This is a genomic window from Spirosoma sp. 48-14 (genome assembly GCF_001898575.1).
Lineage (GTDB): Bacteria > Bacteroidota > Bacteroidia > Cytophagales > Spirosomataceae > Spirosoma.
Genome location: NZ_MKUD01000028.1, coordinates 145184 through 169774, shown reverse-complemented (window position 1 = coordinate 169774; position 24591 = coordinate 145184). Strand labels below are relative to the sequence as shown.

Below are 24591 nucleotides of genomic sequence, written 5' to 3'. Positions count from 1 at the left end.
GCACCGCTCTTTCCGGTGTGCAGACGCTGACGGTCGTAGTGTCGGGCTCCGGCGGTTCCAGCACCGCAACCACGACCCTGAGCCTGACCGTCAACCCCGCCACACGTATCATCACCCAGCCCCAGGCGCAGGTAGCCGCCTGTCTGGGTAGCACGGTTAGCCTGTCAGTAGCAGCCGCTGGGTCGGGTAGTATGGCCTATCAATGGTACAAAAACGGGAACCTGCTGGCGGGGCAGACCAGCTCATCGCTCTCGCTGACGGGTATTGGCGTCAATGATGCGGCTATCTACGGTGTTGTCGTCACGGCAGGCTGTGGGTCTGCTACCTCCACCTCGACAACGCTTACCCTCAATGGGTTGTACGTCACCCAAGCGGGAGCCGGGCTACAGAATGGCACCTCGTGGAGCAATGCCTACTCCGCCACCGCCCTCCAGACGGCGATCAATCAGGCCGCCAGCACCACGGCAGTAGGCTGCCCAACGGGTATGGTCTGGATCGGCGCGGGTATCTACACCCCCACGAGTGGCACCGACCGAAGTATTAGTTTCAACATGCGCTCGCGGGTGCTTATTTACGGAGGGTTCGTGGGTAACGAACTGTTTTTGAGTCAGCGTCCGGCCAGCTACTACGGCAAACCCAGCAGCACTACCCTGTCGGGCGACATCGGCGCGGCAGGCAACACCAGTGACAACTCCTACCACGTGGTCTATAACCGGAACGTGGATTCAACGGCGTTGCTGAACGGGGTGGTTATCAGTGGGGGCAACGCGGTGAGTAGCAATGCGCTGATCTGGTTCGGAGGTGGTGTCTTTAACGATGGCAGCAGTAGCGGCTTTGCCAACCCTCGGTTCGAGTTCTGTACGATAACGAACAACCAGGCCAGTCAGGGGGGAGGCATGGCGATTGTGGGCACGGCTGGAAAAAGCAGTCCTACGCTAACAGGCTGTAACTTTGTGGGCAACATGGCTCCCTTGCAGGGAGGAGGCCTCTTCGTCAGTGGACAAGCGGGCGGACTGGCTAAACCCGTGCTGCGGTCGTGTGTGTTGTTTGAGAACCAATCGCAGGGGGGGACAGCCATTGCTACCGTTGCCGAAACCAGTGGTACGGTGGTGGTCGGCCTGCGGAACTGTACGCTGTTGAATAACACAACCTACTCGGCCAATGTAACTCCTCCTAACCGCCCTACCGACTACAGTCTGATTACGCTGGTGAACTGCATCGTGCGCAACACGCTCAACGAGTGGTACAACGGTCAGGACAATCCAACCTCCACGACCATTTCGTATTCGGCGCTGGATTTTCCCAGCCCTGGAGTCGGTACGGGCAATACCCAGGCGGCCCCTCAGTTTGTGAATGAAGCGAAGGGGGACTTGCGGTTGCAGGCCAGTAGCCCGCTGTTGAACGCCGGTGATCCAGCGAGTACGACGGCCCTGGTGGGGGCGGTGGATGGGTGGGGTCAGACCCGGATTGTGGACGGACGTGTCGACATGGGCGCGTTCGAGTACCAGGGTTCAACGCCGACGGTGGTTTATACGATAAAGAATGGCAACTGGTCGGACAACGCTACGTGGAATGTGGGTCGTCCGCCGATGTCGGCAGAGGGGGCTGGTATTTACCATGTGGTGCAGGTGAATGGTAGTTTTCCGGTGGGCCAGATGACCTTTGGCCCTGGTGGTCAGTTGGTCTTTGGTGCGGGCAACCAAGTTCAACCCAACCCCTGACCCGTTGTATCCGGTTACCGTATGCAATCCTATCTTGCATTGAAACTGTTTAAACGTTTGTTTTTTGGTATGTTTTACCCCTAAATACCCTGAAAGGGACTTAGTCTACGAAGTAGAAAAGTCCCTTTCAGGGTATTCATTGACCAACTACTAAGTCAATCCCCTACTCAGCGAGTATGAGCTATAGCTACTTTTTCCTAGGCAAATCTCAATCACAAACTAGCATAGATACGGTGCTGTTTAAGGGGGGCATCTATAATGTCAACGCCATTGATTCAACCAGCTTTACCTATGATAGCCAACAGTGATTAATTAGCCAGCATCTCAACCAGCTTTTGAGGCTAACGGCCGAAAAGTGATCTTAACGGCCCCTGCAAACACCTATCGCTATCAGGATGGGTACTTACAAGTGCTTTGAGAGGGCTACTCATCCAGGTTTTCCCTTGACTCGACTCACCGGCGGATAGCCAGTTATACCGCCCAGGCTACTCGTTTGTAGATGTAGATACGCTGTGTCCTGACCCCGTTCGGTGAGTCAGTTTTGACTGGAATTTAAGCGACCTTTGAGGCCCTCCCGAAAAGCGTTCCGCTCAACTACCTAGTCTTTAGCGATCGGTTTAGGTTGGTTCGGGCCTGGTTTACCGTGAATACTAAAAGCAGGCCCATTACAGCTCCTGCTAGCAGAAAGGTTATCGACATGTTCTTCATCTGTTTCCATTGATTAGTTAAAAAGGTAACTCAAAACGGGGTTACTTGTTATGGGTGCATCTCCTTAAACGCTCATTACTATTTCAAGACAGTTAGCTCACGGGCTACCACTAACCGCTTGCCAGACGCGGTCGTCACCTCTAGCTGATAGGCATAAACCCCAGGTGGTAAGGTCTTACCACTGGCTTGAGCAGACCACAGCACCTGACCACTTCGTATCTCCCTGGATTGATTTAGCACATACTGCAAAGTACCCCATCGGTCAAACAAACTAAACCGCTCTAGCACCAGCCAATCCATCGTAAACCAAACCACTAACTCATCATTCACCCCATCGCCGTTGGGCGAAAAGGCTGCCGGCAAGTAGAGCTGGTCCTCACAGTCTGTCCGCAGGTCCACCACCTGAGTAATCCTACACCCTAAACTATCCTCCACCGTCAACGAGTAACTCCCGGGATGGGCCAATTCAAAATTAGGCGATGACTGATAGGCATTCTCATCAAGCCGATAGCGCAAGGGGGGCTTACCCGTGGCTTTGACGCTCAAGGCACCCTGACCCGTTGTGCACAGGGCATCTACCCTCGCCGGGCTGGTAATGGCCATCGGGTCGACGTGGACCACTAGCGGAACCACCGGCGATTCGTTACCATCGAAAGTCTGGGTAATGTAAAACGTGGTGGTCGTGTCGAGCGTTGGCTGGTAGGCCAGTCCCCGATATAACAGCGTTTGGCGTTGAGCATCGGCGTACCACCGAATGTCAAAGCCCAGCACTAAGAGGTCTTTCACATCGGTTGGGCAGAAGGGATTCTTGGCTTTGAGTTTGGGTTGGTATAACTCAATCGCGGAGGGCTGGCAGTCTTTTTCCACAAACGAGGTTTTGGCTACTAACTTGTTGCGCTCGGGCAGGAAGGTAAAGCTAACCGTACCGGTACACCAATGGCCACCTGGGGCTGAAGTTTGCCGTATAGGTGTCTTGATCTGGAAGGAGCCTTCATAATTGGCAATCTGTCCGTTTTCAATGGGAAACAGGACGTTGAACTGCTCCATGTTAAAGGCCGACTGGTAGAAGTAGCCGGTGAAGGTGGAACCGGTCTGAACGATGGTTAACGAAGTAGGAAAGGGCCTGGCCAAATTGTTGGTATCGTGTTCAATGCCCTGCCAGTATCCCGAGATATCTTGGGCTTTAGCCCAGGCGCAGCCCAAAAGCAGCCAGATAACAAGCGCAGCCCGGCACAAGCAGGAAGCCTCAATTGGGAAACGTCTCATGGACCTGGTTCAGTTTAGCTCTTAACCAAATTCTGTCGATGATGGTTTATGGCCACCAATTAGTTATTCTCTTCAAACCATCCCACCTGAGCTGATGAAATGGTCATCACGGGTATGGCTCAATAATGGGGCGTTTTGGGGGCAGCAGGTTCAGCGCTGTCTGTAGCATACAGAACACATGGTGCCTAAAAAACCGCTTTACAGGCGGTTTTTTCCGTTTCAATGAGGCTACTATTTCTGACGCAGTCGGCGCCTATCACCTTTGATGGTATAAACAACAACGGCTAATGTGTCATGAACAAACTATATGTCTTTCTGCTGGGTATACTACTCACTACCCTGTCAATTGTCGGTTGTAAAAAAGAAGTTGATATCGTTAACCCCGATGACCCGAACGTTCCTTCGGAACAGCGCACCGGAAAGGTCTGTCCCGTCGGGGTATCGCTGAGCGAAGCTATTACTACGGCAATCGGCCCAGCCGGTGGCAAACTCACCACTGCCGACGACTGGTTGACCATTAGCGTGCCGGCAGGAGCTGTTGAGAGTAATCAAACCTTCAGTATTCAACCAATTACGAACACGGGCCCTCAGGGGTTGGGTACCGCATTTCGACTCGCTCCACATGGCATAACGTTTAAAAAGCCGGTCACTATCCGTGTACATTACGACCCTGACCGTCTCGAAGGCACCATTGCCCAGGCCCTGGCCTTAGCCTATCAGACCGACAACGGTATTTGGCGATTAGCTGCAAACGGAAAAATAGACACTACCGCCCACACGGTAAGCGTGGAGACAATGCACTTTAGCGACTGGGCATTGCTGGAACGGGCATTGCTGGTTCCTTCGGTTGGCTTCCTAAAAACAGGAGGGAATTTGGTGCTTGGAGTACGTCTGTTGACAGAGGAACTGTTCGTACCGATTGACAAAGAGGTTGATGTACCTGAACCGTTTGAATCCCCATCGACCGTAGTCGACTATAGTAGCTGGAAACTAGTTGGAGAGGGGCAGTTGATTCCGGCAGCCTGGAAGGCTCAGTATAAGGCACCAGCTACTGTACCAGCCCGTAACCCTGTGGCTGTGACGGTTAAACTGAATGGGCCAACCGTGATTGAGGGGAAACCCTACAGCGCACTTTGGCTGGTATCAAATCTGTACATAGGTGACGAAGGCATCACCTACCGCATCAACGGTGGCAGCTGGGTTAATACCAAAGTAATACAAGGGGCGCAACTGGTGAGCACGCCCAAAGGGCTCGTTCTGATGATGACGGGGGGCGGCTTAGATAATGGAAAGCCGGTTGAAGTAACCATCACGGACCTGAATCCCTCCGCCTACAGGCCCGATGGGAATGATTTAGGACTCATCGGCGGAGTGAATGAGTATTGGCAGGTGGGCGAAACGGGACCGAAGTTTCAGTTATCGGCCCAGGGAGGCAATCTACTCTACATCCATTACTATCGCGTTGGTAAAACCTCATACCCCAGCCCTGGCAAGTTCAACATCAGTCAATTTGGCAAGGTTGGTCAGATGATAACAGGAAAATTTGAGCTTAGCAAAGCGGGCCTCATTTACCCCGGCCAGGAATCGCTGGGCACTACCGCCCATATCGAAGGCTTCTTTCAGGTTAGCCGTACAAAATAAGATACACCACGATCATAGGCAGGCCGCTAACAGCAATTGCGCTAAACCTTCTGGTTTTCGGACTACTGTGTGCTGCGGCTATTAATTAAGGTGGATAGCTATTCCTAATTTAGTTGGAGGGGAATCGTCATTGATGTGGTTAAAAACAATTTATTCTCTGAAAGCCGCATTATCATAGATATCTACAACAAGTAGGGGCGAAATGATCTATCCGGTTGCGGCACTCACTCCGTCGGATCGTCAATTCAGCCTTTAACTCCTCAGAAAGACTCGGCATGAGGGTTTCTGGAGATAAAGGCTGCGTCTTATTGATGGTAATGCGTTTCGTATACAGCAAAAAGGGGCAGCTTATGGTGAGCTGCCCCTTCTTACAAAATTGACTATGGTATTATTTCTTGTCTTTTAGCGCGTCTTTAACGTCATCGACAAGCTTGTTGGTTTCTTTCTTCAACTTATCAAACGCATCGTCACTCGACCGCTGCACTTTGTAGTAAGCATACGATAGCTGACTTCGTTTATCTTCCAGATCACGGATACGGTCTTCGCGCTTATTGCGTTCTCGGCGGCTTTCATTTTTGACGTCGGCTTTGGCCTCATCAATTTTCTGATCAAGCTTATCCATCTGCTCGGCCATACGATCCATCAGGTCGCGCTGGTCCCGGTTCATGGGGCGGTCGCGCATGGAATCAGATGAGCGGCTACCACTCATAGTGTTTGATCGGTTCATGTCCGAATCGTTGCCCCGGTTGTCGGTATTCCCCCGATTATCCATATCGTCGGAACGTTGTCGATTCGTCGACGAATTCATGGGTTGATTATCATTCCGGTCATCGTTGTTCCTGTTATCGTTGCTGTTCCGACGATTGTCGTTCATTGAATACGAGTCCCGATTGCTGTTATCGCTCCGGCGGTTGTCGTACTGACGATCGCGGTCGTCGCGGTTGTCACGATCATTGTTGGTATAGCGGTCGTTATCGTATCGGTCATTGTAACGCATCCGATTATCCGACGGATTGCGGTCATCGTAGCGACGGTCGTTGTCGTTATTTCCGTTGTCGCGACGATCCCGGTAGGCATCCGAACGATTATCGTTGTAATTATTCCGGTTGCGATCATAATCCGACCGGCCATTGTAGGCATCTCTGTCCCGGTCATCGTATCGACGATCATACGATTGCCGGGCATACGAATCATCCTGCCGATTATAGTTTCGGTCATTGTACGAATCCCGGCTATTGTACTCCCGACGATTATAATCCCGGTCGTTTCGATCGTCATTGTCACGATCATCATAATCCCGGTAGGAGTTCATATAGCTGCGATTATCCGATCGTCGGTCCGACCGATCATTCCGGTCATTGCCAGAACGGTATGGGTTGCGATAGGTACCCTTATACTGATCATTGTAGTCATCGTCGTTCATCCGACGGTCGTCTCGATTACGACGGCTGCTAAATATCGTTTCGTCGCGGTCCCGATCGCGGTCCGATTGTCGATCGCGCATCGTACTCGTTGTTCGTTGTGGGGCAATGTCCTGCCGACTATTGCTTGAATTGCCATAGACCCATCGCTCTGTGGCGGCACAGGATGATAAGCCCACTACAGCAGCCAGCATCGCTGCTACGGTCAGTATGTTCCTTTTCATAACGTTGTTGTATATTGTTTAAATGATCGAGAAAGCCAGTCTCAATAGACGTCGGCTAGTTAAATAGGAGCGTAAACAAGGATGACTAAAAAATCATGTTTTTGTGTGCTAATGGCCCCATAGCTGCTTTCATTCGTTGACCTGTCTGAATTATCGGGTCAGCTTCACACCGCGATTGCTTACCTGTCCGAAATAATAATTTACACCCAGTTTGATTCGATTCCCCTTACCCCGACTGACGGTTGGATCGAGTTTATTATAAAAGTTGCTTTCGTAGGAGAGTTCAGCACCCAGCCGATGCAGAATCCAGGCCATCACGCCAACTTCCAGGCCAACACTGGTATACTTGGCTTTGGTTTCAGGGGGCAGGTTGTCCGAAAATTCCCGGCCACTGTTCAGGCTAGCGCCCAGAAAGCTGCTTATACGAGTCCGGAATGGATAGTAGCGAGCAAAAGCCCCTATTTGACGAGAGTTGTATTTGTTGCCGACCAATCGGTCGGTATCGAAGCGTAGGCCAGCGGCAAAACCAGGCTGAAAGAAATACCCAACTCGGGTATTCAACGCTACATAGGCCTGCCCATTAGCTGCACCCATGCCCAGACCTCCACCCAGAAACAGATTGCCCGGTTGAAACCAGCTCAGTTGATTGCGTTGCTGATAGGAAATGGATTGATCCAGCGCTTCTTCAAATTTTTCAGTCGCCTGGGTGCTTTTCTGATTAATAGACTGCCGGGTTTCTTCCGAGAGTATGGGTTTCTGTCTGCTTGTCGAATCGGATCTACTCTGAGCCTGAACGGCCAGCGTAAATGCAGCAAACAGGGCTACTGTTGTAACAAGTTTTTTCATCGCTGTTGAGTTGATATTAGCTAATTAACCATAAAGACCGCATAAGGTTAAAAACTGCTCACTAAGCCAGACGTGATAGTTTGTCCAAAATCCGGGATCAACTCAGGTAGTTATTAATAGTTTTTTTTGCAACAAATTGATAGTTAATTGATTGTGCTTTTAGTGTCGTGCTCGGCGAAGCCATTGTACGTACGCATTAAAAATGCCTACATCGACCAGGCTGTTTCGCGGTACTGACCTGGAGGAATACCGAATCGACGTTTGAAGAGCCGGGAAAAATAATAAATGCTGGGAATCCCCACCGATTCCGCTACTTCTTTCAGGGCCATAGGCGAGGTCATAATAAGGAATTGGGCTCGTTCCAGCCGTTTGTTGATGATGTAGTCCATGGGGCGGACGCCGACAATGCCCAAAAATAATCGGGAGAAATAGTCAACATGCAGGTGGGCTTTTGCCGCCAGTTGCTCAACGGTCAGTTTATCCTGTAAATGACTATCGACGTATTGCAGCACCGATGCGAGTTGATGAAACCCTTTGGCCCGCTGTCGATCATCCTCATTTTCAGCGCCCAGGAAGCGCGAAAAAAGTTGTAGTAAGATACCGTTCGTTTCGACAAACTGGCTCATCGACTGGTTGGGCCGAGGCTGGTTGAAACTGAGCACTTCGGGCCGGTTATCATATTCTTTCGGATTTGGTCGCAGAATGGCCCGACCGGGATTTTGGGCCAGAAGACGCTCCATCAGGTTGTAATCAAGCGGCTGGGCTTCAACTTCATAACGCATCGATTTGAGGTCATAAATAGACAGACCTTCGTGCATCTCGTCGAAAAAACTGATGTAATATTGTTCCAGAAACTGGTCGCAGTGGTAGCGGCTGTAGGTAAAGCTTGGAATCAGGTAAAGGTAGCCGGGTTTTAGTATAAACTTCTGTCCATTGTGCCAGACCCAGCCTTCGCCGTCGGTAATCAGGTATAATCGCGAAAATGGGCTGATCACATGGTCATATTGCCAGCGCGAATCGAGTTGAACGAATCCCATGTGTAATAAGCTCAGCCGCAGGCTTTTAGTGGCGTCGAACATAAATTGACAGAAAAAGCAAAGTCGGATTTCGACAAAAGAAAGCCGTTATTATGAATTTACTAATCGGGATAGAACACGGATTTTTATGATCGCTATGAGGGTTATGATCTTTTGAATTCATAATTGATCATACCAATCATAAAAATCTGCGTTCTAGTCTTATGAAGTTTACCCGCCTGTGCTTCCTGATTATATGCCTACTGTGTCATTCTAGCTTTGGCCAGTCTCCGTCGATCAGTGCCTATACTGTTGTCTGGACTAGTCAGAGCCGAAACTCGTCGGAATCGATGCCTTGTGGTGGGGGCGATATTGGCCTCAATGTGTGGGTCGAAAAAGGCGACGTATTGTTTTACCTGGCCAAAAGTGGTACGTTCGATGAGAACAACGCCATGCTTAAGCTGGGTCGAGTCCGGCTGAAACTTTCGTCCAATCCATTTCAGGGTTCCGATTTTCGGCAGGAGCTTCATCTGGACGAAGGGGGCGTAACCATCCGTGGCGGCAATGCGCAGGTATCGCTTTGGGTCGATGTATTCCGGCCCGTAGTGCATGTGGATGTGCAGAGTACGAAACCCGTTAGCGTGACGGCTTCGTATGAATCCTGGCGGTATGTTGATCATCGGGTGCAGGGTACGGAATACCGGGCAAATTCGTACAAAGTACCCCCGAAATTCGACGTGATTACCCGAAAAGATGCGATTGATTTTCAGGGAAACGATATTCTGTTTTACCATCGCAATCGTAGCGACGTCGAATCGGTTTTTGACTATACCGTGCAGATGGAAGGGATGGCTTCGGTAAAAGATAGTTTGTTCAATCCGCTCATAAACAATACGTTCGGGGGGCTGATGCGGGGCGCTGGGATGAAACCCATTGGCACTGACTCCGGTACGTATGTCAGCACCCGGTACAAAGCATGGTCGATAGCCAGCCAGAAACCAACCCGTTCGCAGCAACTGGAGATTTTCCTTAATGGCTCACAAGCCGCCACCCTCGATGCCTGGAAAGCCGAGTTGGCAATTATCGTCCAGCAGGCCACACAGAACCGCAAAACGGCCCGGCCGAAAAGCGTGGATTGGTGGCGGCAATTCTGGAATCGTAGCTACATCGCCATCGATAGTAAAGACACCGCCGTTGCAGCCATTTCCCGAAACTATCAGCTATTCCGCTATCAGTTGGGCTGTAATGCCTACGGCAAATGGCCGACGAAGTTCAACGGGGGCCTGTTTACTTTCGACCCAGAGTTTGCCGATACAAAGTATGCTTTCTCGCCCGATTTCCGACTCTGGGGTGGAGGCACGATGACCGCGCAGAATCAGCGGCTAGTGTATTTCCCGCTCTTCAAAAGTGGTGATTTCGACATGCTCAAACCTCAGTTCGACTTTTATCTGCGTTCGTTGCGGAATGCCGAGTTGCGGAGTAAGGTCTACTGGGGCCATAACGGAGCCTGTTTTACGGAGCAGATCGAAAATTTTGGGCTACCCAACATCATGGAATACGGGCTGAAACGTCCCGAAGGCTACGATCCTGGTATGGAATACAACGCCTGGCTCGAATACGAATGGGAAACCGTATTTGAATTCTGCCTGATGATGCTGGATACAGAACGGTATGAAGGGCGCGACATCAGTGAATACATCCCGTTGATTGAAAGCTGCCTGACGTTTTACGACGAACATTATCAGTTTTTGGCCAAACAGCGAGGGAGTAAACCGTTCGATGGGCAGGGACAGTACATTTTCTACCCCAGTTCGGCGGCCGAAACGTACAAGATGACCTACAATTCGACCACCGTGATTTCCGCCTTGATGGTGATTCTGGACCGGATGCTGGAACTGCCCGAACGGTATCTGAACTCAAAAAGCCGGGAGAAATGGGCAACCATGCGTAAACGGATTCCACCTCTGCCATTTGGTGAGTACAAGGGACATAAAACGTTGGCCCCCGCGCAGGCCTGGGCCCGAATCCAGAATTCTGAAGCCCCCCAATTATATCCGGTGTTTCCTTGGGGATTATACGGGATCGGCAAACCTGGTCTGGATGTAGCCGTCAATACCTGGACATACGATACGCTGGTGGTGAAATACCGGAGCCATGTCGGCTGGCGACAACACACTATTTTTGCGGCCCGGCTTGGCCTTACCGACGAAGCAGCCCGGTTAATAACCCTCAAATTCAAAAATGGCCCACATCGGTTTCCGACGTTCTGGGGGCCCGGCTTCGACTGGACACCCGACCATAACTGGGGTGGTTCGGGCATGATTGGCCTACAGGAAATGCTAATGCAAACCGACGGCCGAACGATTCGACTGCTACCTGCCTGGCCTAAAACCTGGAACGCAGCCTTCAAGCTACACGCACCCTACAATACGACGGTGGAAGGCAAAATCGTAGGCGGAAAAATACAGGATCTGAAGGTAACACCGATGGAACGAGCAAAGGATGTGATTCTGCCGTGACGTTTCAGAAGGCAGGGCGATGATCGGAGATTACCAGGTTGTTGAGCGTATTGATTATTAGATAGGTAGTATCCCAACCTTTTAGAACTGACTGGGGTCTTTAGAATGTAAAACTGGCTACTGGTCTAATGATGAAGCGTTTACTGCTCTGGTCGATTGTATTTGCGTGCCTGAGTTCCTGTAGGGAGAATGAGGAGGTTGCGGTTGATCCGAATAAACGGGTAAGGCCAGTTAGCCTGCAGATTGCTGTAAGTGGCACTGATTATACACTCAGTTGGCAGGAGATGCGTATCGTTTGCATTACGGCACCCTGCCCCGATATTGCGGATGTCGAAGCCGAAACCTACGACGTACAGATTGCCTCCGGTGAGTTAGGGCCTTTTCGCACGTATCAGACTGTAAGCGCTGACCAAAAATCAATTCGTATTCCAGTGGCGTCGACGGGTGAGCAACTGGTTGCCCGGATTGTATCGAACAATAAAAGTGCCCCTCCGGTGAACTCTAATGTGGTTATGGTCACAAACGGATTTCTATCGCAGTCGCTTTACTACCCCGGATTTGGAAGTTCAACAACTGTAATGGGAGGAGATGTGACACCGGATGGTAAAAAGGCTACGTACTCGGTATTAATTGAACAGGGCCCAGGGCAGTACATTAACCCGCTGTATATAGCTAATTTACAGAACGAACAACCTGTTTCGACAACGCTGGTAACTCAGCTGGGGGCGATAACGTCATTCTCGCCAGATGGCAGACAGCTTGCCTATTCTTCCAGAGCAGAAAATGGGCTCATTGTCTATGATATTGCTTCCGAACAAAGGCGAACCTTGCCTGTGCCAGATGCGGCCTGGATACAGGGAGTAGACTGGTCGCCGGATGGTAAATGGCTGGCGTTCTCTACCGTTTCCAATGAAGAATCCCGCCTTTGGAAAATAGCGACATCGGGTGGCGCAGCAATTCCATTGACGCCTGCGTTGCCCATCAGTGCATCAACTTATATTCGGCAAACCAGCATAGACTGGTCGCCGGATGGTCAGTTTATCGCCGTATCACGCGGTCGGAGCGAGGGGAAGAGCCAACAGTGGCGGGGTGTTATTTCATTGTATTCTCCCGATGGGGGTGGCGAGGTGAAATTTTTTGACGCGCAACCCGGCTGGGTCGATACAACGCCGTCGTTTTCGCCCGATGGTAAATTGCTTGCTTTTCTAAGTACGCGGACCAGTCCGTCGGCTACTGTCTATAGTCTATGGGTTCGGGATTTGTCCACTGGCAAAGTGCGCCAGATCAATCTGTTACCCGGTCTGATTCCATCGGCCGATTATGCACCCCGCTGGCTTGGTAGTGAACGGCTGCTCTTTATGGGCACTCAGCAAGGAAAGCAAGGCTATTTTTCCGTATTCCTATAAGGGGGGCAGGGAAAGATTGAACGAAATAAATGAACTATCCTGCCTATGCCAATGAGAGTTTACCTGGTTATTTTCCTTGTCGCATGCCCCTGGGAAGGGTTTGCTCAGAGAACTACTGATTTTTACAAAAGACAGACGGATCAACGAAGTTTTATAGGCTTACGGGCGGGAATTAATTATTCGCATACGGCTGTTCGAGCTTATAATGTTGGTCCATTGGCTGGTATGCGGCCATTTGCCGGGTTCTATTTAGGTGGATTTTTTCAGAAAAACCTGCAGTCTGATCTAGTGTATAGGCTGGATGCAAACGTTCAGATGAAGGGGGTGCGGGTTTTGAATGCAAGCGGGAATGTGGGTATCCGGGCCAAGTATTACTATGTCGGATTTACACCCCAGTTCGGTATACAGCTTATGAGGCAGTTAACCATGTATGCTGGTCCTGAATTGAATATAATGCTGGCGAAGCATGATGAAATTGGTCGAAATAGTTACCCCGTTGAAGTGGGTGCGACCGTTCGGCTCTTGTATTCTTTTCGGACCCTGGGAGTTGAGTTTAGTTATTTCCGCTCGTTTACCCAGTATGATTTTTTAACGTTTGGCCAAACCAGTACGGCTGGCTACCGTCATGACTTCTATAACCGTAATTTGCAGGTGGGGTTAGTCTATCGATTCAATTGATGTGTGATCTGTATGAAGCACCTAATTACCTTTCTATGGCTCTTTTGTTCTAGCGCAGGCGCACAGACTATTTTATTAGAGCCGAACCGAGTCTTCGATTCAGGGAAAGAGTCAATGGATAGTCTGGCAACGCCCGTGCCCAATCGGACCCGGCTTATTAAAGCTGGGCTAACCTTGCCTTTGTTTCGGCAAAGCTCCTTCGCCCCAACCTGGCTAACGGTAGGGGTGCAGGTAGGGATTGAACAGAAAATGAAGAGTGGGTTTGCTCTGACTGGGCGATTGGAGACGAATTATAGTTTTCAGCAGGATATCCAGCTTTATACGGTTGAAATGCCTATTGGCGTACGGTATTATTTCTCAATTGGTAAACGCATGCGTCAACGAGCCGACAGGCATAGTTTCTTTAGCCCTTATGTGGCGTTCCAGACTCATAACGTTCTGTTTGCGAATGCTCAGTATAACCAGAACCGAATACGGTATGACCTCATGAAATACTACCGAGGTGAAATACTAGATCATATTGTGAATGAAGGAGAAGTCAATGAATCCTTCTATTTTTTACAATATGGCTATTTTCAGGTTGGTGGCCAACTTCGTTTAGGGGCGAATAAGTATCTGGATATCGATGCTACAGTACCCATTGCCCCCCTGATTCATCATAGAGGCAATTATACGTTATCAACACCTTCCCTGGTCACAATCCGTTACGGCCTCTTTTGGTAAGTCTCTTTGAAGGAGTAGAATCCATTGGCCATAGTTTTACATCGCAACTACCTGTGGCACGATTCGATGAGAAAATCTAGTTCTAATACGATGAGGTTCTGGCAATCGGTTTCTGTGGTTGCGGTGCCGATTCAGAGGAGCCGACACCGCAACCACAGAAACCGATTGGATTAATACTGATCGAGTAAGTAATTGATCACATCGGTGGTGGTAACGATACCAACCAGTTTGTTCTCCTCGTCGACAACCGGCAGGGCGTGGAACTCCTCTTCTGCAAACACTTCGGCTACTTCCCGGATGGTGAAGCTGACCGGAATGGTGCGGGGTTTATGCGTCATGACCTGCTCAATGGTGAGTATCTGTAAAACAGCCTCGTCGGCATCTTCCTGGCCCTCGAACAGCGAGCTGAATGTCAGTCGGTTGACGTCCGTTTTGCTGATCATGCCAACGATTTCATTCGCATCAACAACAGGCACATGTCTGATTTTATGGTGATTGATGAGGTCAATAACCTGGTGGAGGTCATCGTTGAGGTTGACGGTGAATACCGTGCGGGTCATAATGTTCGAAACAGGCTCTCTGTGTTTCATAGTGCATTGGTTTAATTGACTCAAAGGTCAATCAACCGGCCTGCTCCAGAAATGACTTACCTCAAGACTCTTCCTGCTTTTGCTCAAATTGGGGCTCAATAGGCACTGGGCAAATTTTTTTTTCGACAGGATTAACAAGATTGACAGGATTAAACAGGATTTCAATAGGTCAAAATCTGTTTAATCCTGTCAATCTTGTTAATCCTGTCGAAAAAATTACACGCGCTCCAGTTTGATGGGATAGGTTCGGTTGGCGTTCCACTGGCAGACGTATAAATTATGGTCTTCGTCTACGCACACGTCGTGGCCGTGGTAGAACGTGTTGCCGTCCTGAAAGAGTTGCTGGAGCGCTCCGTTTTTGTATTCGGGTTGTGTTCCGCCCGGATTTGACACCACTCGATTGTTCTTGTCCAGAATGGTCACAAAGCCTGAATTGTCGAATCGCTTGCCTGTTTCCCGCGATTTTGACCAGCATACACCCGCGTAAATGTTCTCTCCATTGACCACGGGCCGACAAACATACGCTCCGGGAAGTTGAACGGTTTCGAGATATTTTCCGTCGAGGGTGAAGAATTTGAAGGCGTTGTCTTCCCGTGAGGTACAAATGAGCTTTGGGTTATTAGGTTGCCGAAGGTCGACCGCTACACCGTGAGCGTTGTTGAGGTTATGGTCGGGATTGGCGTTGTTATGGCCTCCGAAATGGCGGATGTATTGGCCCTGATGATTGTATTGAATGATGTAGTCGGAGCCATAACCATCGGCCACGTAGAAATCACCGTTGGGAGCAACGGCGACTTCGGTCGGCATGAATTTCTGATCGGGTTTGTAGATACCAATGGTCGATGGGTGACCGATGCTGAAGAGCAGGCTACCATCGAGGGTTGTCTTGAAAATACCCCCCGATTGCGCGTGCCATTTGTTGTCGCGACCGAAGAAATAGCCGCAGTCGGTGATGAACAGGAAGTCTTCGCTCCCTTCGCTGGCCAGTGTGAGGCCATGTCCACCGGGGTAGCGAGTGCCCCAGGAATCAAGCAGTTTCCCCGATTTGTCGTAGACCAGGATGTTATTTTTGACCTCATCGTTGATCATAATCAGCCGCCCTTTCGAGTCTTTGACCATTTCATGGCAGTTGAACACAGGCGTTTTGGCTGGATCGAGGATGCCCCATTCCTTATTGACGCGGTAACGATACGCGCCATGTCCAATCACATCACTTTCTGGATTTCGGGCATAACCAATAAGATTGACTGCCATCGAACTGGCAACGGCTGCTGTTGACTGTTTGAGAAACGTTCGGCGGGTTTGGGGCTGATTCATTGGTCAAAATAAGGGTAGGGGTGATGATTGATTAGGCTAAAATTCCTTTCACGATTTTTCCTTCTACGTCGGTCAGGCGGAAGCGACGGCCCTGAAATTCGTAGGTTAATTTTTCGTGGTCGATACCCATCAGGTGGAGCAGCGTTGCCTGGAAATCATGCACATGCACGGGGTTATGGGCAATGTTGTATCCGAACTCATCCGTTTCCCCATAGGTGATTCCTGGTTTTACACCGCCACCCGCCATCCAGATGGTAAAACAGCGCGGATGGTGATCGCGACCGTAATTGTCCTTTGTTAGTTTCCCCTGAGAATAGTTGGTACGCCCAAATTCACCACCCCAGACAACGATGGTATCATCGAGTAATCCCCGTTGTTTCAAATCCTGAACCAACGCGGCCGAAGGCTGGTCAGTTGCCTGACTCTGGCGACGGATCCCTTTGGGTAAGTCGCCGTGTTGGTCCCAGCCCTGGTGATACAGTTGTACAAACTTCACATCCCGTTCCAGCAAGCGACGGGCCATGAGGCAGTTCGCGGCAAACGTTCCCGGATTACGGGCTTCAGGGCCGTACAAATCAAAGACCCAGTCGGGCTCGTCGGATAAGTCGTTAACTTCGGGTACGGACGTTTGCATCCGAAATGCCATTTCGTACTGGGCAATGTGGTTGGCTACTTCCGGGTCGCCGTAGAGTTCTTCCTGCACCTGGTTGAGGTCTTTGAGCGCATCGAGCATATAGCGTCGGTCGGCCGTAGTATAGCCCGATGGATTGTTCAGGTACAATACCGGATCGGCACCAGACCGAAATTGCACGCCCTGGTGTTTGGACGGCAAAAAGCCATTGCCCCAAAGCCGGGCGTAGAGAGGCTGGTCCTGCGGGGCATTTTTCGAAACCAGTACGATGAAGGCGGGTAAGTTTTCGTTGGCGGAACCTAGCCCGTAACTAATCCAGGAGCCGATGCTGGGCCGACCGGCCAGTTGGTTACCAGTCTGGAAGAATGTCAGTGCCGGGTCATGATTGATCTGTTCGGTAAACATCGACTTGATGAAACACAGATCGTCGGTTACCCGACTGGTGTGAGGCATCAACTCACTTACCCAGGCACCGCTTTGGCCGTGCTGGGCAAAGGCATAGGGGGAGCGAACCAACGGCAACGAGGATTGCTGAGCACTCATACTCGTCAGGCGCTGCCCTTTGCGGACCGATTCGGGCAGGTCTTTGCCGTGCATCTTTTCCAGAAACGGCTTGTAGTCGAACAGTTCGAGCTGGGACGGACCACCGCTTTGACAGAGGTACACAATCCGCTTGGCTTTGGGAGCCCGGTGCGGAACAAGCGGAACGGACGACGTTGACGACGGAGTCGAAAATAGATTTCCGGGCAGCAAAGACCCTAATGCCAGCGATCCCAGGCCAATACCCGCTTTTGTCAAAAACGACCGCCGGGTAAACGTATCGGCCAGACTTTGTATGCGTTTATCGTTCATCGTCATTCAAAGACAACCTAGTTAATGTTTTGTAATAAAGGCCTCTGAGTTCATAACCGTGCTGGCAACAACGGCCCCGGCAGCCAGCGCAGGTTTGTCCGTATTGCCTGTCAGCTTGTATTCGCCTGCCTGCAACCAGCCGTTCATTTTGGGCGGATTTTTTTTGAATTTCTGATATTCCTGCTCATACAATCGGGTCAGAATAGCCATTTCGGTCGGAATCGGTTTACGACTCGTCAACAGACGGAACAGGTTTGTAAGCCGTTCTGGAAGACTTGTAGAACGTGTAAACGAACGTTCGGCAACGACTTTAGCCGCTTCAACAAACTGCGGATCGTTGAGCAAAACCAGTGCTTGCAGCGGTGTGCTGGTTTTCTGTCGCTGGACGACGCAATAGCTACGGGAAGGCGCATCGAATGTATTCATCGAGGGGGGCGGGTTCGTTCGGCGCCAGAACGTATACAAGCTTCGTCGGTACAGACTTTCGCCCTTGTCCTGCTCATAGGTGGTATTGTTGACGGCCCATAGCCCTTCGGGCTGATAAGGCTTTACGCTGGGGCCACCAATTTTAGCGGATAGCAAACCGCTGGCAGCCAGTGCGTTGTCGCGAACCATCTCAGCCGTTAAACGCGACATAGGCCCACGCGACAGCCAGATATTTTCCGGGTCTTGCCGGAGGCTTTCCTTCGTTGTGCGTGATGATTGCCGATAAGTAGCCGACATCACAATCAGCTTTTGCATGGCCTTCATGTTCCAGTTGTACTCCCGGAAGTTAATCGCCAGCCAGTCGAGGAGTTCGGGGTGGGAGGGGAGCCCGCCCTGATTGCCAAAATTGTTGGATGATTTTTGTAGACCTGTACCAAAATAGGTTTGCCAATAGCGATTGACCACCACGCGGGCCGTCAGCGGATTGTCGGGGTGCAGTAGCCACTGGGCCAGACCGAGTCGATTACGCGGGAAATTGGCTGGAAACGGTAAGATGCTGGCTGGTACATCGGGCCGAACGCGTTCGCCGTGGGCGTCGTATACCCCGCGTTTGAGGAGGTATGTCGGGCGGGGCGTTTTCATTTCTTCCATCACCATCAGCTCCGGAACAGCTTCGACCTGCCGATTACGCTCGGTGCGTAGCTGCTGAATGGTTTCCCGCTGTTGCTGATATGGAACCGATACGTTTGCCAGGTAATAGGTCAGCAACGCATTAGGGTCTGATACGGTGGTAGACAGGGGCGAACTACTGCCCGACGATTGAGCCAGTAGGGCAACTTCCGGGGCCGTCAGCTCACGGTTGTAGACGACTAATTCATCGACCAGCCCGTTTTTGATGCCCGTACCCCGCATGTCGGCTCCTACCTGCAAACCGGGTTGATCCTTGCTCAGCGATCGGGCAAACGTAATGTCTTTATACAGGTTATCCCGTTCGGTGGTCATGGCCATCTCCCGGCCATCCAGGTACAGCTTCAACCCGTTGGCTTTGCTCGATCCATCGTAGGTCATGGTCAGGTGAATCCATTTCTGCTTCGGAAGAGACTGCTGGCTCACCCGGTTGATGCTGTTATACGGCCACGTATGCGCCATTCGGAGTTCAGCTTTCCCATCGCGTATGTTCAGGAAATACCCCCGAAAATTGTAGAGAATATCGCCCTGACCTTTGTGCAGAATAACCCCTTTGTTCAGTCCGTTCGGAATGTTGACCCAGACACCAATGGAGAAGGGTTGCGCCCGGTTAAAGATGCCTACTTTGCCTAAATTCAAAATATCATCGCCATTGGATTGAAATGCTTGGCCGAACTTCCCGGCTGCCAGTACCGGATCGACGACTGTGCCTTTATCGACAGGCGATACCTCGCTGATAAACTGGCCATTAACCAGCTTGTCGAAGGTAAACCGCGCCTGTAAACCCTTCCTTGGGTCGAACGTGACGGTGTTATGATTGTCAGTTTTCCACGTTGTAAGGCTCTGTTTTTCAGTTGCTATAGTTTTGTTTAACGACTGTTCGGCCGTTTTGATGCGGGTATCGATGAAGGCCAGCAAACTATCCTGTTTTTTGTCGGAGAGGAGCATGGTTGGCACGGGCGTGGCATCATCCCAGGAGATTTGCCCAATCTCGTCAACGTTGTTGAAAAAGGCGAAAAGACTGTAATAATCTTTCTGCGAAATGGGGTCGAATTTATGGTCATGGCAGCGGGCGCATTCGACGGTAAGGCCCAGCATGGCGGTGCCCAGTGTGTTGGTTCGGTCGGCAACGTATTCGACCCGGAACTCTTCGTTTATGATTCCCCCCTCCATGTTCTGCGAATGATTTCGGTTGAAGGCCGTAGCCAGCCGTTGTTCGCGGGACGTCGGATCGTTGTTTCGATGGGGAAGCAGGTCGCCAGCCAGTTGCCAGGTCAGGAACTGGCTGAATGACTGATTGCGATTGAATGCCTGAATAACCCAGTCACGCCAGGGCCACATGGGTCGGTAGCGGTCAACGGTGTATCCGTGCGTATCGGCATAGCGGGCCAGATCGAGCCAGTCGACGGCCATTTTCTCGCCATAGTGGGGTGATTTCAGCAACCGATCGACTACTTTTTCGTAGGCATTGGGTGAGTTGTCGGCCAGAAACGCGTCGATTTCATTGAGCGTAGGGGGTAATCCGGTCAGGTCTAGGGTTACCCGGCGAAGCAACGTTTCCTTGTCGGCTTCAGGGGAAGGTTTCAGACCCTTTTCGTCCAGTTTTTGCAGAATGAAATAGTCAATCGGGTTTTTAGGCCAGCGGGTGTTGGAAACGGTTGGTAACTCCGACTGCCGGGGTTTGATCAGCGCCCAGTGGGGCTTGTATTCGGCCCCCTGCTCGATCCATTTAACGAGAATTGCTTTTTCGTAGTCCGACAAGACCCGATTCGAGGCTTTGGGGGGCATCATCTCGTGTTCGTCGGTCGTGATGATCCGGTGGTAGACTTCACTGTTCGCCAGATCGCCTGGAACGATGGCGTGTTTGCCTTTCGCTTTTTTTAGCGCGGCCAGGGCGCCTTCACGAGTTGCCAGTTCCAGGCCAGCTTTCTGGCTGTTCTTGTCGGGGCCGTGGCAAAAAAAGCATTTGTCGGAGAGAATTGGCTTAACGTGCAGGTTATAATCGACGGTCTCGGGTAGCTTATCAGCCAATTGCAGAATGGCTACAGGTTTGTCGACATGGCTACAGCTTTGCAGGAAACCGACAGCACAAAAACCGAGCAGGCTTGCCAGCAGCAACAGATAGGGGTAGGTAAACGGTATCGGCGGTATTCGTCGCATAGACTCCCGGAAATTGGTTGACAAACAGCTAATCAACCATATTGTCGTAAAAAGCTATCGGTCAAGTATGCAATACGTATTGACTAATCGGGAGCAAAAATAGGATTTAAACCAGCGATGAAAAATACACAAATAAGAGGTTGTTTTGCACAAATCCGACGTGGAGAGTAGTTAATGATAGAATGATTGAATTGTTGAATTGTTGAATTGTTGTTTTTTGCGCCAGCCTTTATTCAACAATTCAATCATTCTATCATTCAACAATTCAACCATTTAGGCAAACGCCTGCGTGCGTAGGGTTGATTTCATGGTTCCGAGGGCCCGGTACAGGAAATTGGCGACGGTTTGGCGCTCCACATCCATCAGCTGAGCAATGGTTTCGTTCGACAGACCTTTGTAAAATTTGAGAAAGATGACTTCCTGCTGCCGGGCTGGAAGCTGGTCGATGAGTTGACGCAGGCGATTTTCTTTCTCCGTACAGAACTCGTCGAGTATCCAGTCGCTTTCATGCGTACGGCCGTCGGTTAGCAAGGCACCCGTTGCTTCCCAGTCTTCCAGCAGCGTTTCCCGACCCGTTTCTTTTTTGAGTAGTCGAAACAGATTGTTACGTAAAGCTTTGATGAGGTAGATGGTCACGTAGGAGGTTTCGACCACATTGGCCCGCCGATACCAAAGCTCCAGAAACAATTCCTGAAGACAGTCTTTGATTAATTCGCGGTCTTGCGTAAAGCGGGTAGCATAGGTAAACAGCACCCGGTAACGCTTCTTGATTAATTGATTGAACGCCTGCCCATCACCCGCCTTGAACCGGAGCCAGAGTTGAGCAAGAAGAACTTCATCAGTAGGAACAAAGGCCAACCTAGCCATAATCGTATGTCAGGAAAAGGGTAAACGAACTATACCATGTCAAACAGCTTGTGGCAGAATGGCCATTATTTACGAAAGCTACTTTGTGGCTTTTCAGGATAAAGTACAATTATTAGCGAGTGTACTATGGAATCGTACCAGATCCGAAAAGTTATGCCTAAGGCTATTTTTCTGGGTATTATATACTAATATACCCTCTTAGTACAACTTGTCAAGGCAGATTTTCGATTAAATAGACTTGTTTTTATGCAATCGATTCCGCAAACGCTACCGCAAACGTTTGCATAAAAGAAGCCTGGACTTAAAATGTTTAAATTTTTTTAAACTAACTTGCTGCTTGGTTTCGCTGGCATTTTAGCTGGTTTAAGGTATCTTGAAGAGGCTTTCTTCTAAAAGTTATACTTGGTCATCGCGTTCTGATCATTATGAAAAACACCCCTGTTACGATAAAGGATATTGCCCGTTCGCTGAATATATCGATCTCGACCGTTTCGCGGGCGCTGCGCGGCATGCCCGAAATCCATCCTGATACACGAAATGCGGTGTTGAAACTGGCCGAAGAACTGGATTATCAGCCAAACCAGTTAGCTAAAAACCTGGCCAAAAGCCGGACCAAAACCATCGGGGTAATCGTCCCGAATCTAAGCTATTACTACTTCTCGGCCATGCTCAACAGCATCGAAGAAGCCGCTTTGCAGGCCGGATATAGCGTGCTGGTGTGTCAGACGAACGAGTCGTATCTACGCGAAATCACCAACATTCAGAACCTGATGCGGAGCCAGGTAGAGGGGTTTATCATTTCCTTATCCCGTGATACAGACAACTACGAACATGTGGAGCGACTCGTTCGGAAGAATATTCCGCTGGTGTTGTTTGATCGATATGCCGAAAGCATCAATGTGTCGAAAGTGATTGTCGATAACCATGCCGCTGCGTTTAAGGCAACCGAACACCTGATCGAGAATGGGTGCCGTCGAATTGGCTTTCTGGCGGGGCCTACGCAACTGGTTCTGAGCAATCAGCGGATTGCGGGGTATAAGGCTGCACTGGAAAAACATGACCTGTGGGCTGGTGACAAATATGTTTTTCATTGCGATTACACGACTGAAAGTGCGATCATGCAAACACTGGCGATGATGAGCCTTCCCCAACCTCCCGATGGTGTGGTCATCATCAGCGACCGGATGGCGTTTTCGGCCATGTATGCCATGAATCAGAAAGGTATTCGGATTCCCGACGATGTGGCAATTGTGAGCTTTAACAACGAACCCGTATCGGCCCTTTTTTCGCCTACCCTGACCAGTGTGAACCAGCCCATTCAGGAAATGGGGACGGAAACCGTACGGCTGCTGCTCCGCGAACTCGATGCCGTTGATGAGAACGTGCCGAAAGAAACGAAAGTCATGGAAACCCAGCTTATGGTACGAGGCTCGTCGTTACGGAAATAGGGTTCCTGTTTCAAGCTAGCTAACTAGGTATGCCAGCCTGAAACAGGAAAAAGTTAATACCCTGCTTCGGCCAGCAGTACCAGTAAAATTCGTTCCAGACCCAGAACGCCTTTGTCATTCAGCCACCACTCTTTCAGGGAATGGGCATTTGCCCCTGTACCACCACTGCCGATGGTAATGGCTGGAATTCCTTTGGAAAACGGACCGTTGGCATTGGTCGAACTAGCGCTTAACCTGGGTTCACCTTTGAGAAACTTGGAGGCCGCCATGGCTCGCTGTACGATTGGGGTGGTTGGCTCGGTACGGCCCGAAGGACGATCACCGACCAGCTTCACATCGACCGTTAGGTCAGGCCCCCGGCGTTTCATGGCGTTTTCTTCTTTGAGTGCTTGTTGAACGGCAGTCTGGAGTAGGGCGTCGATACCTTTCAGTTTCTCTGGGCTTTCAGAGCGCATATCCACTTCCATCCACGATTCATACGGAATAGCATTCACAGATGTACCTCCACCAATAACACTCACGCTGTAGGTGGTTTTCACGCCCTCTTTGGTAAATTTATCGGCTTCGGTGGTGAAATGATAAATGGCTTTGCCCAAGGCACCATGCGGATTGACGATACCGAACGCGCCATAGGAATGCCCGCCCGGCCCTTTGAACGTAATTCGATAGCGGTGTGAGCCCAGACCCCGGTGGGTGATGTTCGTATAGCCATCGCCATCCACAGCAATATAGGAGTCAATTTTAGGACCACCGGGCCGAAGTAGGTGCTTTACTCCGCGCAGATCACCCAAGCCTTCTTCCCCAACCGCGCCAACAAACAGGATCGTCGCATCGGTCTGAATGTTCGTTTGCTTAAGGGCTTTCAGGATGGTCATCACGGCAGTAAGTCCACGGGTATCGTCACCAACGCCGGGTGCGTACAGCGTATCGCCTTTCTGCTTCACCTTCACATCGGTTCCAGCTGGGAACACCGTATCGAGGTGCGCTTCTACGACGACTGTTTTCTTGCCTGAACGACCTTTGCGGGTAGCCAGCACATTGCCTACTTCATCCATCCAGACCGAATCGGCCCCGGCTTCCTTCATCAGAGCGGCAAAGGCTTTGGCTCGTTCCGTTTCCTTGAACGGGGGTGACGGAATTTCGGTCAGCGTAATCAGTGTTTTTTTTGTTTGAGGTTCCCAGTCGGTAAAGAGTTTAAACGCTGATTGAACGGCTGGTTTTTTAGCGAGGGTACTGATTTCGGTCGTGTACTTCGCATCGATGGGTACTACCTTCTTCGACTCTTCATCATCCGCTTCTTCCTGGGCAAAAAGATACTGGCTAGTACTGCTCAGTAACAGCGTGGAAAAGAAGGCTACTTTAATCAATTGATTCATAGATAAGATAGTAAATAGAACGCAGATGGTTAAACCATCTGCGTTCTATTAGCAAAATATGAATGGAT

At 50.5% G+C, this 24591-nt stretch carries 17 protein-coding genes; 7 read left to right on the top strand and 10 right to left on the bottom strand.

Going from position 1 to position 24591, the window contains the following annotated elements:
* Nucleotides 1-1721 (top strand): choice-of-anchor Q domain-containing protein (locus BGO59_RS16800; RefSeq protein WP_293684841.1); only part of this gene is annotated, 1721 nt, incomplete at its 5' end.
* 786 nt (nt 1722-2507) lie between these two features.
* On the opposite strand, the gene BGO59_RS16795 is transcribed toward BGO59_RS16800, so the two are convergent.
* On the bottom strand, nt 2508-3695 hold the full coding sequence (locus tag BGO59_RS16795; protein ID WP_293684839.1) for a gliding motility-associated C-terminal domain-containing protein: 1188 nt from the start codon (nt 3693-3695) through the stop codon (nt 2508-2510).
* A gap of 294 nt (nt 3696-3989) precedes the next feature.
* Between BGO59_RS16795 and BGO59_RS16790 the strand changes: the two genes are divergently transcribed.
* On the top strand, nt 3990-5336 hold the full coding sequence (locus BGO59_RS16790; protein ID WP_293684837.1) for a hypothetical protein: 1347 nt from the start codon (nt 3990-3992) through the stop codon (nt 5334-5336).
* Nucleotides 5337-5724: 388 nt separating this feature from the next.
* Here BGO59_RS16790 and BGO59_RS16785 read toward each other — a convergent pair whose 3' ends face one another.
* From BGO59_RS16785 to BGO59_RS16775, 3 genes are all read right to left on the bottom strand, one after another.
* Nucleotides 5725-6981: a hypothetical protein gene (locus BGO59_RS16785; protein ID WP_293684835.1), complete on the bottom strand. Its 1257-nt coding sequence runs from the start codon at nt 6979-6981 to the stop codon at nt 5725-5727.
* A 150-nt stretch (nt 6982-7131) separates the two neighbouring features.
* Nucleotides 7132-7827 (bottom strand): hypothetical protein, encoded by a 696-nt coding sequence (locus tag BGO59_RS16780; protein ID WP_293684834.1) that lies wholly within the window; start codon nt 7825-7827, stop codon nt 7132-7134.
* 206 nt (nt 7828-8033) lie between these two features.
* Nucleotides 8034-8864 (bottom strand): AraC family transcriptional regulator, encoded by an 831-nt coding sequence (locus BGO59_RS16775; protein WP_293684832.1) that lies wholly within the window; start codon nt 8862-8864, stop codon nt 8034-8036.
* A 203-nt stretch (nt 8865-9067) separates the two neighbouring features.
* Here BGO59_RS16775 and BGO59_RS16770 point away from each other — a divergent pair, with 203 nt between their 5' ends.
* The 4 genes from BGO59_RS16770 to BGO59_RS16755 all read left to right on the top strand — a co-directional run bounded on the left by BGO59_RS16770 (nt 9068) and on the right by BGO59_RS16755 (nt 14169).
* Entirely contained in the window at nt 9068-11362 is a 2295-nt protein-coding gene (locus BGO59_RS16770) for a DUF5703 domain-containing protein (protein ID WP_293684830.1), read from the top strand.
* A 128-nt stretch (nt 11363-11490) separates the two neighbouring features.
* Nucleotides 11491-12768: a hypothetical protein gene (locus tag BGO59_RS16765; protein ID WP_293684828.1), complete on the top strand. Its 1278-nt coding sequence runs from the start codon at nt 11491-11493 to the stop codon at nt 12766-12768.
* A gap of 51 nt (nt 12769-12819) precedes the next feature.
* Nucleotides 12820-13446 carry a hypothetical protein gene (locus BGO59_RS16760; protein WP_293684827.1) on the top strand — a complete coding sequence of 209 codons (627 nt, stop codon included), beginning with the start codon at nt 12820-12822 and terminating at the stop codon, nt 13444-13446.
* 12 nt (nt 13447-13458) lie between these two features.
* A complete protein-coding gene (locus BGO59_RS16755) occupies nt 13459-14169 on the top strand; it encodes a hypothetical protein (RefSeq protein ID WP_293684825.1) in 711 nt (236 codons plus the stop codon).
* Nucleotides 14170-14339: 170 nt separating this feature from the next.
* Here BGO59_RS16755 and BGO59_RS16750 read toward each other — a convergent pair whose 3' ends face one another.
* The 5 genes from BGO59_RS16750 to BGO59_RS16730 all read right to left on the bottom strand — a co-directional run bounded on the left by BGO59_RS16750 (nt 14340) and on the right by BGO59_RS16730 (nt 21699).
* On the bottom strand, nt 14340-14759 hold the full coding sequence (locus tag BGO59_RS16750; protein WP_293684823.1) for a CBS domain-containing protein: 420 nt from the start codon (nt 14757-14759) through the stop codon (nt 14340-14342).
* Between the two features lie 216 nt (nt 14760-14975).
* Nucleotides 14976-16076: a 6-bladed beta-propeller gene (locus BGO59_RS16745; protein ID WP_293684821.1), complete on the bottom strand. Its 1101-nt coding sequence runs from the start codon at nt 16074-16076 to the stop codon at nt 14976-14978.
* A gap of 31 nt (nt 16077-16107) precedes the next feature.
* Complete coding sequence (locus tag BGO59_RS16740; RefSeq protein ID WP_293684819.1) at nt 16108-17559, bottom strand: DUF1501 domain-containing protein; 1452 nt, start codon at nt 17557-17559, stop codon at nt 16108-16110.
* A gap of 21 nt (nt 17560-17580) precedes the next feature.
* On the bottom strand, nt 17581-20832 hold the full coding sequence (locus BGO59_RS16735; RefSeq protein ID WP_293684817.1) for a DUF1553 domain-containing protein: 3252 nt from the start codon (nt 20830-20832) through the stop codon (nt 17581-17583).
* Between the two features lie 273 nt (nt 20833-21105).
* Nucleotides 21106-21699, bottom strand: a complete 594-nt coding sequence (locus BGO59_RS16730) for a sigma-70 family RNA polymerase sigma factor (protein WP_293684815.1) — start codon at nt 21697-21699, stop codon at nt 21106-21108.
* Nucleotides 21700-22124: 425 nt separating this feature from the next.
* Between BGO59_RS16730 and BGO59_RS16725 the strand changes: the two genes are divergently transcribed.
* Nucleotides 22125-23147 carry a LacI family DNA-binding transcriptional regulator gene (locus BGO59_RS16725; protein ID WP_293684813.1) on the top strand — a complete coding sequence of 341 codons (1023 nt, stop codon included), beginning with the start codon at nt 22125-22127 and terminating at the stop codon, nt 23145-23147.
* A 53-nt stretch (nt 23148-23200) separates the two neighbouring features.
* Here BGO59_RS16725 and BGO59_RS16720 read toward each other — a convergent pair whose 3' ends face one another.
* Nucleotides 23201-24523 carry a M20/M25/M40 family metallo-hydrolase gene (locus tag BGO59_RS16720; protein ID WP_293684812.1) on the bottom strand — a complete coding sequence of 441 codons (1323 nt, stop codon included), beginning with the start codon at nt 24521-24523 and terminating at the stop codon, nt 23201-23203.
* Between the last annotated feature and the right edge of the window lie 68 nt (nt 24524-24591).

Bases quoted from the DNA above. Each gene is read 5' to 3' on its own strand.
- BGO59_RS16795 (WP_293684839.1), bottom strand. From the start codon at position 3,695: ATGAGACGTTTCCCAATTGAGGCTTCCTGCTTGTGCCGGGCTGCGCTT.
- BGO59_RS16750 (WP_293684823.1), bottom strand. From the start codon at position 14,759: ATGAAACACAGAGAGCCTGTTTCGAACATTATGACCCGCACGGTATTC.
- BGO59_RS16785 (WP_293684835.1), bottom strand. From the start codon at position 6,981: ATGAAAAGGAACATACTGACCGTAGCAGCGATGCTGGCTGCTGTAGTG.
- BGO59_RS16740 (WP_293684819.1), bottom strand. From the start codon at position 17,559: ATGAACGATAAACGCATACAAAGTCTGGCCGATACGTTTACCCGGCGG.
- BGO59_RS16760 (WP_293684827.1), top strand. From the start codon at position 12,820: ATGAGAGTTTACCTGGTTATTTTCCTTGTCGCATGCCCCTGGGAAGGG.
- BGO59_RS16735 (WP_293684817.1), bottom strand. From the start codon at position 20,832: ATGCGACGAATACCGCCGATACCGTTTACCTACCCCTATCTGTTGCTG.
- BGO59_RS16775 (WP_293684832.1), bottom strand. From the start codon at position 8,864: ATGGGATTCGTTCAACTCGATTCGCGCTGGCAATATGACCATGTGATC.
- BGO59_RS16765 (WP_293684828.1), top strand. From the start codon at position 11,491: ATGATGAAGCGTTTACTGCTCTGGTCGATTGTATTTGCGTGCCTGAGT.
- BGO59_RS16790 (WP_293684837.1), top strand. From the start codon at position 3,990: ATGAACAAACTATATGTCTTTCTGCTGGGTATACTACTCACTACCCTG.
- BGO59_RS16745 (WP_293684821.1), bottom strand. From the start codon at position 16,076: ATGAATCAGCCCCAAACCCGCCGAACGTTTCTCAAACAGTCAACAGCA.
- BGO59_RS16770 (WP_293684830.1), top strand. From the start codon at position 9,068: ATGAAGTTTACCCGCCTGTGCTTCCTGATTATATGCCTACTGTGTCAT.
- BGO59_RS16730 (WP_293684815.1), bottom strand. From the start codon at position 21,699: ATGGCTAGGTTGGCCTTTGTTCCTACTGATGAAGTTCTTCTTGCTCAA.
- BGO59_RS16720 (WP_293684812.1), bottom strand. From the start codon at position 24,523: ATGAATCAATTGATTAAAGTAGCCTTCTTTTCCACGCTGTTACTGAGC.
- BGO59_RS16780 (WP_293684834.1), bottom strand. From the start codon at position 7,827: ATGAAAAAACTTGTTACAACAGTAGCCCTGTTTGCTGCATTTACGCTG.
- BGO59_RS16755 (WP_293684825.1), top strand. From the start codon at position 13,459: ATGAAGCACCTAATTACCTTTCTATGGCTCTTTTGTTCTAGCGCAGGC.
- BGO59_RS16725 (WP_293684813.1), top strand. From the start codon at position 22,125: ATGAAAAACACCCCTGTTACGATAAAGGATATTGCCCGTTCGCTGAAT.